The following is a 12,069-nucleotide window of genomic DNA, read 5'->3' on the forward strand; positions in this document are numbered from 1 at the left end:
CCAGTGAATTCGCCGTAAGGCTCAGTCGTTCGCCGCCGCCGCGATCCGCGCCCCGAAGTCCTGCACCTGCGCCTTGAAGGCCTTCAGCTCCGGGACGGACATGCCCGCCTTGCCCAGCAGCGCCTCGGCCAGACAGGGGGTACGGGCGATGATGTCGTTTCCGGCTTCGGTCAGGGACACCTCGACCTGCCGCTCGTCCTTCAGCCCGCGCTTGCGCTGAACCAGCCCGGCGGCTTCCAGCCGCTTGACCAGAGGCGTGATGGTGCTCGGCTCCAGCGCCAGTCTCGCCGCCAGACCGCCGACGGTCAGCGTCCCCTCGTCGTTCAGCGCCGTCAGCACAAGGAACTGCGGATAGGTGATGCCCATTTCATCCAGCAGCGGCTTGTACAGCCGCCCAACCGCCATCGAGGCGGAATAGAGGGCGAAGCACAGCTGGTCGTCGAGCGTCAGCGGCGGGATCAAAGCAGGGGAAGCGGAACGGGCCATGCGGATTGATTATCACAATAATGACTTTCGCGCCAACTTTCCGCTGGACAGTCGCGACCGCCGCGCCTAGATATTCGTTATCGCGATAAACAACTCGCCGACGCGACGGCGCTCAAGGAGAGTTTCTCATGCAGGTTCTCTACACCGCCCACGCCACCTCCACCGGCGGCGGCCGCGACGAAGGCCGTTCGACCACCGACGACGGCAAGATCGACGTTCTGCTGTCCCTCCCCGCCGAAATGGGCGGCAAGGGCGGCGCCGGGACCAATCCGGAACAGCTTTTCGCCGCCGGCTACGCCGCCTGCTACATGGGCGCCCTGCGTCTGGTCTCGGGCAAGGCGGGCACCCCGGTCGGCCCGGACACCAAGATCAGCACCAGCGTCGGCATCGGCCCGAACACGCGCGGCGAAGGCTTCAACCTGGACATCGCCATCACCGTCTCGGACACCGGTCTGGAGCAGTCGGTCATCGACGACCTGATCCAGAAGGCCCATCAGGTGTGCCCCTACTCCAACGCCACCCGCGGCAACGTCGACGTGGCCCTGAAGGCGGTCTGATCGACCGCTTTTCGAAGCCCCGCCGTCACAACGGCGGCGGGGGTCTCGACCACCCCGTGAGGGTGCGGTAATCGCACTGGCATGACCTCCCTCCTCGACTCGACGCCCGATCCCCTGCTGACGCTGGAGCCGCACCGCAACGCCACCGTGCGTGAGCTGTTCGGCATCGACAGCGACATGACCGTGCCGGTCTTCGCCGAGCGCGACAGCCATGTGCCCGAGATCGACGAGGCCTACCGTTTCGACCCGCAGACGACGCTGGCCATCTGCGCCGGCTTCAGCTTCGACCGCCGGGTGATGGTTCAGGGCTATCACGGCACCGGCAAGTCGACCCACATCGAGCAGGTCGCCGCCCGCCTGAACTGGCCGCTGGTCCGCCTGAACCTCGACAGCCACGTCAGCCGCATCGATCTGGTCGGCAAGGACGCCATCGTCCTGAAGGACGGCAAGCAGATCACCGAGTTCCGCGAGGGCATGCTGCCCTGGGCGCTGCAACGCCCGATCGCGCTGGTCTTCGATGAATACGACGCCGGCCGCCCGGACGTGATGTTCGTCATCCAGCGCGTGCTGGAGGCGCAGGGCCGGCTGACCCTGCTGGACCAGAACCGCGTCATCCGCCCGAACAAGTGGTTCCGCCTGTTCTCGACCACCAACACCATCGGCCTGGGCGACACCTCGGGCCTGTATCACGGCACCCAGCAGATCAATCAGGGCCAGATGGACCGCTGGAACATCGTGACCACGCTCAACTACCTCGACCACGACGTCGAGACGGGCATCGTGGTCGCCAAGGCGCCGGAGTATGACACCGCCGACGGTCGCCGCACCGTGGCCGCCATGGTCCGCGTCGCCGACATGACCCGCAACGCCTTCATGAACGGCGACATCTCCACCGTCATGAGCCCCCGCACCGTCATCACCTGGGCCCAGAACGCCCAGATCTTCGGCGGCGACATCGGCCTGGCCTTCCGCCTGACCTTCCTGAACAAGTGCGATGAGCTGGAACGCCCGACCATCGCGGAGTTCTATCAGCGGGCCTTCGGCGAAGACCTGCCGGAAGCGGCGACGCGGGTGAAGGTGGGGTAGCAAACCGCCCGGCCGGAAACTCCTGCCGTTTTCCCCTCCTTAAGCTGCACCGTTTAAACCCCACCACTGCAAGGTGGGGCGCGTATCAGTGACCAAGAGTATCGAGCATGTGCGGGCCTATGCGACCCGCTACCGGGACCTGTTCCTGATCCGGCTGCTGTCGGTGCTCGGCATCTTCGGGATCACCCTGTGGCTGGCGCCCTGGCCGTGGGCCATCAGCTTCGCCATCATCCAGTCCGTGCTCTATGTCCTGCTGTGGCGGGTGGTGGAGCGGGCGCGGCTGCATCCGGAGGATCCGGGCGCCTGGGGCCGGCTGAAGGTCTCGACCGAGAGCCTGACCTTCGCCCTGGCCATGCACGCGGCCCTGTTCGTGCTGGCGGCCTGGAAACTGGAGCCGGAACTGCTGCCGCAGTCGATCATGCTGATCATCGGCAATCTGATGGTCGGCGCCCTGCAGGTCCACGTCAGCCGCCTCAGCTTCGCCGCCGCCGTCGTCCCGCCCTCCATCACCATGGGGATCATCACCTGGGGCGAGTACGGCGCCGACGCCCCCATGCTGCTCAGCGTCCTGCTGTTCATCCTCGGCGTCATCGGCGCCGCCTGGCGTCAGGCCACCAGCGACCGCGATACGGTCGAGCTCTATGTCGACCTGACCCAGCGCTCGGGCGAGCTGCGCGCCGCCCTCGATGACGCCCGCGCCGGACGCGAGGCCGCCGAACGCGCCAACCGCGCCAAGTCCCGCTTCCTCGCCATGATCAGCCACGAGGTCCGCACCCCGCTGAACGTCATCCTCGGCATCGTCGAGGTGCTGCGCCGCAAGAAGCGAGGCAAGGAGGAGGCCGGGCTGGTCGAGGACATGGGCGACGCCGGCGGCATGCTGCTGCGCCTGCTGAATGGCGCGCTGGACCTGTCCAAGATCGAGAGCGGCCAGAGCGAGCCCGAGCTGGCGCCCGTCGATGTCCGCGCCCTGCTGGCCGCCATCGCCCGCGTCTGGCGCCTGCGCAGCGAGGAGCTGGGCCTGACGCTGGAGGTCGAGTGTCATGGCGCGCCCGAGGACTTCATTATCGCCACCGACGCCGGGCGGATCGAGCAGGTGGTCATCAACCTGCTGTCCAACGCCCTGAAGCTGACCCCTTCGGGCGTCATCCGCATCCGCGCCATGGCCCTGCCCCGCGACGGCGACAGCGTGGCCCTGCGCATCGAGGTCGAGGACCAAGGCCCCGGCGTGCCCCCGGCCCAGCGCGACCGCATCTTCCAGCCCTTCGAGCAGCTGGACGCCGGGCGGGCCGCGGGCGGCGCCGGACTGGGGCTGGCCATCTGCCGCGCCAATGTCGAGGGACTGGGCGGGCGCATCGGGGTGACCGACGGCCTGACCGGCGGCGCCCTGTTCCATGTCGACCTGCCGGCATCGCGCGCCCGGATCGCCGAGGCCGCCGCGCCCGCCGCCGAGGTCCGCCCCCTGTCGGTGCTGGCCGCCGAGGATCACGAGGCCAACCGGCGCCTGCTGACGCTTCTGCTGGAGCAGTTCGGCGCCAAGGTGACGCTGGTCGAGAACGGCGCCGAGGCGGTCGCGGCCGCGCGGGCGGACGGCTTCGACCTGATCCTGATGGACGTGATGATGCCGGTGATGGACGGGGTCCAGGCCCTGACCGCGATCCGCGCCGAGGAGGCCGAGACCGGCCGCCCTCGCCTGCCCATCCACATGCTGACCGCCAACGTCTTCGACGAGGACGTGGCCCGCTATCGCGCCGCCGGGGCCGACGGGGTGCTGCGCAAGCCGATCGAGATCGAGGCCCTGCACGGCGCGCTGGCGGCGGTGGCCGCAGGCTGAAGGCTCAGCGCCCCTTGCCGTTGCGCCAGCTGCTCTCGGCCATCTCCGTCACCGCCTGCCGGATGTCGGCCGGCCAGGCCTCGATCGCCGCGTCGAAGGCCGTCCAGTCGCCGGCGAACAGCATCCGCGTCGCCTCCTCATAGCCGGGCCGGTCGCCCGCGACGGCGGTCATGAAGGCGTAGGTCGCGTCCCGGGCGCGACGCGCCTGCGTCGGGCCCTCCGTCTCCCTGAGCGCGGCCTCGACCAGCTTGCGCAGCGCGACCGATGCCCCGCCCGGCTGGCTCGACAGCCAGTCCCAGTGGCGCGGCAGAAGGGTCACCTCGCGTGGGGTCACGCCCAGCTTCGGCCGTCCCGGACCGCGCTTCTCCGGCTCACCCTCCGGCTTGTTCCCCGATAGGGGCGCCAGCCGGGCCAGCGCCTCGTCGGCCGTTCCGCGCAGGTCCAGATCAATGACCTTGCCCGTGGCCGCGTCGAAGACCAGCACGCCCAGCCCGCCTCGCGCGGCGGCGTGAACCACCGGCAGGGCCTCGCCCAGCGGGCCATGGGCCAACAGCAGATCGCCCGCGAAGGCATAGACAGGACGGGCGGGCATGGCGGGCCTCGAGCGACAGGTGGCGGCAGATGTCGCGGGATTTACCCGGGTAAAATATAGCCGTCAATATTACCCGGACATAATTCGCGGGACTGCGACGAAGAAGCCTTCGCCGGGACGGAACTCCGGTCCCGCTTCCGCGCTGTTCCGGTACGCCTCCCCGGCTCCCCATCATCACGAGAGATTCCCATGACCGACCAGCGCATCGAAGGCATCGCCACCCAGGTTGAGGGCAAGGCCCAGTCCGGCCTCGGCAAGCTGACCGGCGACGCCAAGCTGCAGTTCGACGGCAAGTTCAACGAGGTGAAGGGCAAGGCCCTGGACGCCTATGGCCGCGTCATCGACGGGCTGGACGGCCTCGTCGAGAAGGCCCCCGCCCAGTATCAGGACAAGGCCCGCCAGGGTCTCGACTTCGCCCGCCGCAAGCCGCTGCTGACCACCGGCATCGTCGCCGGCGCGCTGGTGGTGCTGGGCAGCCTGGGCGGCCGTCGCCGCTAGTCCGGTCGGGCGCGGGGAGACCCGCGCCCGACTTCTCAGTGTTCGTGATCCCCCTCTGCGAAACGAGCATCCGGCAAGGCTCCGGAAGAGATGTCTTGGGCGGCGATCTTCTGTCGGGTCAGGGCGATGCGTTCGGCGGCCTGACCTTCCTCGGGAAACTCTCCGGTCAGACTGTCCAGCCGCGCGACGGCGCCGGCGAAGTCACCGGACTGACGCTGCACGTTGGCCGTGGCGATCTGGAAAAACCACCAATCGGTCGGCTCGGCTTCCAACAAGGCTGGAAGGGCCGCATCCATGGCCGTCACCGTTTCGGCGGCGTAACGGCGGTAGCGTTCCGGATCGGTTTCGCGCACCTGCCAGGTCGACTGCAGCAGCAGCCATGCGCTCTGCAAGGGATCGAGGGGCTCGGCTCCGCCCAGCTTCTCCTGAACAAAGCGCAGAAGGTAGTATGACGCCTCGTCCTTCATCGCCAGATACTCCGGCGTGAGCACCAGAGCGCGGATGGCCGCCTTCTCCTCATCGGTGAAGGCTTCCTTGTAAACCGGGAACCGGCTCTCCGGGCACTGCGGGATCGTCATCGGGAAGGTCCACGACCCGATGGGCTTGGCGTCGAGTTCGGCGCCCCAGGTCGAGTAGGACGCTGTCGTCGTCCAGGTGAACTTGGCGTCGTCCACCGGGCAGGTCGACTGGACCCGCATCGGAATGCCAGCCGCCGCCGGAACCGAAGCCCCGGTCATCACGCCGAAGACCAAAGCCGCCATTAATACCCTGCGCATCTCTACCTCCCTGTGTGCTGAACACAGGTTGTCGAGCGGCGATGGCGCAACAATGGCAAGGCTTGCTCATCCATTGTCGGCCGCCTGCGCGAACAGGCGGCCGATGTCGTCTGTGACCGCGCCCGGGCCGTCCAGTTCGACCACGGCGACCAGCCGCTCGGACCAGCTTTCAGTGCGCGTCGGGGCGGACAGGCGGGCGGACACCGACGGATCGAGCTTGAGCCCCAGCAGGGCCTTGCCGCCCTTGAGCGGACGGATGGCGGCGAACTGCACGGCGCGGGAGAAGCTGGTGTAGCCCTTGCGCTGACCGGAGATGACGCCCTCGACGCCCGCCGTCCGACGCTCCAGAGCCTCAAGGATGGCCAGCGAGCGCGGCTCGGCCCAGAGAGCGGCGCGCAGGGCCTCGGCGTCGTCCCAGCTCAGCTGATCCGCCGGACGGGCGGCGTTCAGGATGTGGGCGGCGTGGTTGGCGCCGATGCCGTAGGAGGCCTTCAGCCAGGCGGCCTGGGCCTTGGGCCGGGTCTCGGGACAGCCCTTCTTCAGGATATCGACCCAGACCGCCAGCGGGCGTCCGGTCTGGGCCTCGAAATTGGCCTCGACCGTGGCGAACCATTTCTTCTGACGCTCGGTCAGTCCTGCATCGCCCATCTCAGCCTCCTGAAAGCCAGCCGGCGAGGTTGGTCATATACTGGCGCGTCTGGCGCACGCCCTCGGGGTCGCGGACCATGCCGTCGCCGGGCGCCTCGCTGACGAAGGTCGGGCAGCCCAGCCGGGGATCCCAGTTGTAGTCAGCGAAATGGTGGAAGGTGCTCTGGGCCAGTCCCCTGCCCTTGCCCTCCTCCTCGAAGGCGACGGCGATGTTGAAGGGGCGGTCCGAGACCTTGCTGGTCCCCGTGGCGATGACGCGGGCCTGAGCGCCCGGCGGCACGCCGATGCCGCCCTCGTGCGGATGGGCGGGCAGCCGGTCCAGCGTCCCTGCCCCGTCGCGCAGAAGCGGATGGATGTCGCCGTCGGCCCGGACGACCTGCCAGTCGCCATTGGCGCCGGAGTGGTAGTTGGGGAAGTCGATGTAGCCGGTCGCTACGTCGTCGCGGGCGTTGCGGGCCGGGTCCGGGTCCGGGCTGCTGGAGTGGAAATAGTGGGCGGCGCCGACGTCGCCGAGCGAGCAGACGCAGGAACCGAGGTCCATGTGGTCGCGGGTGACCATCAGGCCGCCGCCGCGATCGCGAAAGGCGGTGATGGCGGCGCACTCCTCGGCGTTCAACCCGTCGCCGACGTCGACGGCGAACAGCCAGAGCTGGTCGAAGTCGCTGTCGGCCAATCCGGCGAGGACCGGATCGGTCTGGCCGGCGGGGACGGCCCGGTCGCGCGCGACGACCTGAACCCCGTCCAGCCCGGCCAGATGGGCCTGCAGCTGCGAGAAGCGGCCGATGTGCCAGTCGTCCTCCGTGAAGGGGATGGTGGTCTGCAGCAGGATCTTCGGCATGGCGGGCCTCCCCCCAAGGGTCGAGCGAACGCTTACTGGGTAGCGACGACTTCACCCCTCCACCATGCTTCGCCTTGCGGCTCGCATGGTCCCCCTCCCCAGCTGCGCTGGAGAGGTGAGACTGCGATTCACCTCTCCACGCAGTGGGGAGGTGGCTCGCCGGCGATCAGCTGGCGAGCCGGAGGGGTCAGTCCGCCGCCTCGTCTTCCTTGACCTTGGCGGCCGAGCCGGTCGCCGGGGTGACGTCGAAGTCGATCTTGCCGTCCTTGAGCTGGACCTTGACGTGTCCGCCGCGAGTCAGGCGACCGAACAGGATGTCGTCGGCCAAGGGCTTCTTGATGTGCTCCTGGATGGTCCGGGCCAGCGGGCGGGCGCCGTACAGCTCGTCGAAGCCGTTCTTGGCCAGCCAGTCGGCGGCTTCGTCGGTCAGCTCGATGGTGATGTTGCGGTCGCCCAGCTGGGCTTCCAGCTGCATGACGAACTTGGACACCACCGACTTGATCGTTTCGGAGTCCAGCGCCTTGAACGCCACGATGGCGTCCAGACGATTGCGGAACTCCGGCGCGAACAGGCGCTGGATGGCCTTGTCGTCCTCGCCCTCGACCTTGCCGCGACCGAAGCCGATGGCCGCGCGGGCGTTGTCGGCGGCCCCGGCGTTGGTGGTCATGATCAGGATGACATTGCGGAAGTCGACCTTCTTGCCGACCGCATCCGTCAGCATCCCGTTGTCCATGACCTGGAGCAGGATGTTGTAGATGTCCGGGTGCGCCTTCTCGATCTCGTCCAGCAGGACGACGGCGTGCGGGTGCTGGTCGACGGCGTCTGTCAGCAGACCGCCCTGGTCGTGACCGACATAGCCCGGAGGGGCGCCGATCAGACGCGAGACGGTGTGCCGCTCCATGTACTCGGACATGTCGAAGCGCAGCATCTCGATGCCCAGGGTGGACGACAGCTGCTTGGCGACCTCGGTCTTGCCGACCCCGGTCGGGCCGGAGAACAGGAAGGCGCCGATCGGCTTGTTCGGATCGCGCAGACCCGCGCGTGCCAGCTTCATCGCCGCCGAGACCTGGTCGATGGCCGATTCCTGACCGAAGACGACGCGGTTCAGATCGGTCTGAAGCTCACGCAGGCTCTCGGTGTCGGACTTGGAGACCGACTTGGTCGGGATACGGGCCATCTTGGCGATGACGGCCTCGACCTCCTTCTGGCCGATGACCTTCTTCCGCTTCGACTCGGGCAGCAGCATCTGCGACGCCCCCGCCTCGTCGATCACGTCGATGGCTTTGTCCGGCAGCTTGCGGTCGGTCATGTAGCGGGCCGACAGCTCCACCGCCGTACGAATGGCGGCGTCGGTGTAGCGCAGCTTGTGGTGCCCTTCGTAGCTGGTCTTCAGCCCCTTCAGGATCTTGACCGTGTCCTCGATGGTCGGCTCGTTGACGTCGATCTTCTGGAAGCGACGGACCAGAGCGCGATCCTTCTCGAAATGCTGGCGGTACTCCTTGTAGGTGGTGGAGCCCATGCAGCGCAGCGAGCCCGACGCCAGGGCCGGCTTCAGCAGGTTGGAGGCGTCCATCGCCCCGCCGCTGGTCGCGCCGGCGCCGATGACGGTGTGGATCTCGTCGATGAAGAGGACCGCGTTCTCGTGGTTCTCCAGCTCCTTGACCACCTGTTTCAGGCGTTCCTCGAAGTCGCCGCGGTAGCGGGTGCCGGCCAGCAGCGCGCCCATGTCGAGCGAGTAGATGGTGGCGCCTTCCAGCACCTCCGGCACTTCGTGGTTGACGATCTTGCGGGCCAGACCTTCGGCGATGGCGGTCTTGCCGACGCCCGGATCGCCGACCAGCAGCGGGTTGTTCTTGGTCCGGCGGCACAGGATCTGGATCGAGCGCTCGACCTCGGCGTGGCGGCCGATGAGCGGATCGATCTTGCCGTTGCGGGCCTTCTCGTTGAGGTCGACACAATAGGCTTCGAGCGCCTCGCCGCCGGTCTTGGCGGCGGCGGCGTCCTCGGCGTCCTCGGGACCGACGCCGGCGGCCTTGGCCGGGCGGGTCTCGCCGGCGCCCGCCTTCTTGGCGATGCCGTGGGCGATGAAGTTGACCGCGTCATACCGCGTCATGTCCTGCTCCTGCAGGAAGTAGGCGGCGTGGCTTTCGCGCTCGGAGAAGATGGCGACCAGCACATTGGCGCCCGAGACTTCCTCGCGGCCCGACGACTGGACGTGGATCACCGCGCGCTGGATCACGCGCTGGAAGCCGGCGGTCGGCTTGGCGTCGTCGCCGTCCGAGGTCGCCAGGGCGGCCAGGTCGGTATCGACGTAAAGGGTCAGGGCTGTCTTGAGCGCGGTCAGGTCGACGTTGCACGCCGTCATGACATTGGCGGCGTCGGGGTCGTCGATCAGCGCCAGCAGCAGATGCTCAAGCGTCGCGTACTCGTGGCGGCGCTCGTTCGCATAGTGCACCGCGCGGTGCAGGGTTTCTTCGAGAGGACGGGAAAATGAAGGCATAGGGAGGCTCCTCTCAGTCCTTTTCCATCGTGCATTGCAGCGGGTGCTGGTGACGGCGCGCCGTCTCGATCACCTGGGCGACCTTGGTTTCGGCCACTTCATAGGTGAAGACGCCGCACACCCCGACGCCATGCTGATGCACGTGCAGCATGATGCGGGTGGCGTCCTCGCGGCTCTTCTGGAAGAACCGCTCCAGCACATAGATGACGAACTCCATCGGCGTGTAGTCGTCGTTCAGGATCAGCACCCGATACAGCGAGGGCTTCTGAAGCTTCGGCCTGGTTTCGGTGATCGTGGCGGAGCCGGAGCCCTCGCCCTGATCGCCGATCTTGCGTGACGGCGGCATACTTTATCCGAGTTGGGAGAGTCGGATGGACAGATGGGAACTGTCCGATGGTTTTCCAGATGCGGCAAGTCACACATTAGAGGGGGCCGCGGACCGTCGGCCCCTTCGGGGACCTCCCGACCCGACGCGGGTCATTCTTGCTTGGCCGCGGTCAGAAGGCTCCGCCTTCTCGACCCGACGCGGCCTGGCGCTTCGCGCCGGCTCACCCCGTTGCGGTGGCGAAAAGCGAACACTGCTCCGTCACGCGGAAAAATGTGCACTCGAGAAAAAATGGAGTGCACATAGTGCACATTTTCGCGTGAGGCGGGGTCTCCTGGGCGGCTCAACCGGGATGTCAAAGACCTGAGCGCAGTGTGGCATGCCGATGCGTCAAATTTGGACGTGCGCGCTTCCCTCTCCCATCGGGAGAGGGCGGGGCCCGCCGACGAAGTCGGTGGGAGGGTGTGGGGGTGAGTGGTTGGAGGTTGGGACTGAGTCAGGTGCGGCCAGCCGTTTAACCCCACTCCCTCCCACGCCTGCGGCGTGGGCCGCTCCCTCTCCCTGAGAGAGAGGGCGATGATCGCCCGAATGACCGAAGATTCACGGGACATCGGACGCCGCGCGGGTCAGCGTCAGGCGGACGATGGAGCCACCCGATGCTGTTCCCTGCCCTGCTCGCCGCCCTTGCCTTGCAGATCGCGCCGACGATCCCGGAGCAGCCCGCGTTGACCGAGACCCTGCGGGCGCGCGATGCCACCCTGTTCCGCGTGATGTTCGATGAGTGCGATCCGGCAGCCCTGTCGGACCTCGTGACCGGAGACCTCGAATTCTACCACGACAAGGGCGGCGCCATGCTGGGGCGCGAAGCCTTCGTGGAGGACTACCGCCGGAGCTGCGAAGCGAAGCGGGCGCCGGACGCGTACCGCTCGCGGCGGGTGCTGGTTCCGGAGACTTTCAGGGTGCAGGCCATTCCCGGCTACGGCGCCGTCGCGGAAGGAGAGCATCTGTTTTACGAGCGTCAGGGCGAAGGGCCGCAGAGCCTCGTCGGTCGCGCGCGCTTCGTGGTCCTGTGGAAGCTAGAGGCGGACGGGCAATGGCGGATGGCGCGGACGTTCAGCCTGGACCACGCGGCGGCGAGTGAGTGACGTTTCCTTCTCCCCTCGACACAGCCCGCAAAGCAAAAGGCCCCGGTGTTTCCACCGGGGCCTTCGCAACACTTGAACTGTAGTCAGAGCGCCTTAGCGGGCGGCCTGGAACTTCTCGACCGAGGCGGTGACGCGCTCGTTGATCGGCTGGAAGCTGTCCTTCACCGAAGCGGTGAAGACGTCGGTCATCTTCGACACTTCCGACAGATAGGTTTCGGCGGCCGACTTTGCCCACGAGGTCTGCAGCTCGATGAGCTCCTGGACCGAACGGGCGGCGCTCAGCGACTGGGCGGCGGCGACGCCGTCTTCCCAGCTCTTCTTGCCATAGGCCAGCGAGGCGGCCGACAGGGTTTCGGCGCCCTTCTGGGCGGCGGCGGCCGAGGCGACCAGGGCCTCGACGTTCTTCTTGCCCTCGGCGTTCAGCTCGGCGAAGCCGGCGACGGACTTGTCGACGCCCTCACGGAAGGCCTTGGCGGCGCCGGCCTGGAATTTCTCGGCCTGGGCGGTGGTCTTGTCGACGGTCGCCTTGGCGGTGTCGGCGGTTTTCTTCACGGTTTCGGCGCTGTCGGCCATGGCAGTCACTCCTGAACCTAGTGCGGCGGGGGCCGCGGATGAAATCTGATGCGACAGGTGAGTCCGTCGCGACGTGGCTCATATGGTGCAAGTGCGAAAAGCGGTCAAGGGTTCATTGTGCAGTGCACAAAAGTTTCATGAACCGGCGTTCCAGCTACGCTTCACAAAGTCGTTGACGGCTCGTTTACCCTCATGAAACCCCCGGCGCGTGATG

At 67.5% G+C, this 12,069-nt stretch carries 13 protein-coding genes; 5 read left to right on the plus strand and 8 right to left on the minus strand.

Annotated features, from left to right (window positions below):
- Positions 1-21: 21 nt before the first annotated feature.
- Positions 22-486, minus strand: coding sequence for a MarR family winged helix-turn-helix transcriptional regulator (locus ACFQQC_RS17420; protein WP_376863814.1), 465 nt, complete (start codon positions 484-486; stop codon positions 22-24).
- Between the two features lie 128 nt (positions 487-614).
- On the opposite strand from ACFQQC_RS17420, the gene ACFQQC_RS17425 reads away from it, so the two are divergent.
- The 3 genes from ACFQQC_RS17425 (at position 615) to ACFQQC_RS17435 (ending at position 3,960) form a co-directional block, all read left to right on the plus strand.
- The gene (locus ACFQQC_RS17425) at positions 615-1,043 is read left to right on the plus strand and encodes an organic hydroperoxide resistance protein (protein ID WP_376863815.1); all 429 of its coding nucleotides are present in this window, start codon (positions 615-617) and stop codon (positions 1,041-1,043) included.
- Positions 1,044-1,124: 81 nt separating this feature from the next.
- Positions 1,125-2,129, plus strand: a complete 1,005-nt coding sequence (gene cobS, locus ACFQQC_RS17430) for a cobaltochelatase subunit CobS (protein WP_376863816.1) — start codon at positions 1,125-1,127, stop codon at positions 2,127-2,129.
- 88 nt (positions 2,130-2,217) lie between these two features.
- Positions 2,218-3,960: a response regulator gene (locus ACFQQC_RS17435; RefSeq protein ID WP_376863817.1), complete on the plus strand. Its 1,743-nt coding sequence runs from the start codon at positions 2,218-2,220 to the stop codon at positions 3,958-3,960.
- A gap of 4 nt (positions 3,961-3,964) precedes the next feature.
- On the opposite strand, the gene ACFQQC_RS17440 is transcribed toward ACFQQC_RS17435, so the two are convergent.
- Positions 3,965-4,552, minus strand: coding sequence for a DUF2239 family protein (locus tag ACFQQC_RS17440; protein ID WP_376863818.1), 588 nt, complete (start codon positions 4,550-4,552; stop codon positions 3,965-3,967).
- A 189-nt stretch (positions 4,553-4,741) separates the two neighbouring features.
- Between ACFQQC_RS17440 and ACFQQC_RS17445 the strand changes: the two genes are divergently transcribed.
- Positions 4,742-5,050, plus strand: a complete 309-nt coding sequence (locus ACFQQC_RS17445; RefSeq protein ID WP_376863820.1) for a CsbD family protein — start codon at positions 4,742-4,744, stop codon at positions 5,048-5,050.
- A 35-nt stretch (positions 5,051-5,085) separates the two neighbouring features.
- Here the strand turns inward: ACFQQC_RS17445 and ACFQQC_RS17450 are convergent, their stop codons facing one another.
- The 5 genes from ACFQQC_RS17450 to clpS all read right to left on the minus strand — a co-directional run bounded on the left by ACFQQC_RS17450 (position 5,086) and on the right by clpS (position 10,158).
- Complete coding sequence (locus ACFQQC_RS17450; RefSeq protein ID WP_376863821.1) at positions 5,086-5,826, minus strand: hypothetical protein; 741 nt, start codon at positions 5,824-5,826, stop codon at positions 5,086-5,088.
- Between the two features lie 66 nt (positions 5,827-5,892).
- The gene (locus ACFQQC_RS17455) at positions 5,893-6,474 is read right to left on the minus strand and encodes a DUF4287 domain-containing protein (RefSeq protein ID WP_376863822.1); all 582 of its coding nucleotides are present in this window, start codon (positions 6,472-6,474) and stop codon (positions 5,893-5,895) included.
- A 1-nt stretch (position 6,475) separates the two neighbouring features.
- Positions 6,476-7,312: a hypothetical protein gene (locus ACFQQC_RS17460; RefSeq protein WP_376863823.1), complete on the minus strand. Its 837-nt coding sequence runs from the start codon at positions 7,310-7,312 to the stop codon at positions 6,476-6,478.
- 187 nt (positions 7,313-7,499) lie between these two features.
- Complete coding sequence (gene clpA, locus ACFQQC_RS17465; RefSeq protein ID WP_376863824.1) at positions 7,500-9,812, minus strand: ATP-dependent Clp protease ATP-binding subunit ClpA; 2,313 nt, start codon at positions 9,810-9,812, stop codon at positions 7,500-7,502.
- 13 nt (positions 9,813-9,825) lie between these two features.
- The gene (gene clpS, locus ACFQQC_RS17470) at positions 9,826-10,158 is read right to left on the minus strand and encodes an ATP-dependent Clp protease adapter ClpS (RefSeq protein ID WP_291840144.1); all 333 of its coding nucleotides are present in this window, start codon (positions 10,156-10,158) and stop codon (positions 9,826-9,828) included.
- Positions 10,159-10,793: 635 nt separating this feature from the next.
- On the opposite strand from clpS, the gene ACFQQC_RS17475 reads away from it, so the two are divergent.
- A complete protein-coding gene (locus ACFQQC_RS17475) occupies positions 10,794-11,282 on the plus strand; it encodes a nuclear transport factor 2 family protein (RefSeq protein WP_376863825.1) in 489 nt (162 codons plus the stop codon).
- A 93-nt stretch (positions 11,283-11,375) separates the two neighbouring features.
- Here the strand turns inward: ACFQQC_RS17475 and ACFQQC_RS17480 are convergent, their stop codons facing one another.
- Positions 11,376-11,855: a phasin family protein gene (locus ACFQQC_RS17480; RefSeq protein WP_376863826.1), complete on the minus strand. Its 480-nt coding sequence runs from the start codon at positions 11,853-11,855 to the stop codon at positions 11,376-11,378.
- Between the last annotated feature and the right edge of the window lie 214 nt (positions 11,856-12,069).

Source organism: Brevundimonas sp. GCM10030266 (genome assembly GCF_042666595.1).
Classification (GTDB): domain Bacteria; phylum Pseudomonadota; class Alphaproteobacteria; order Caulobacterales; family Caulobacteraceae; genus Brevundimonas.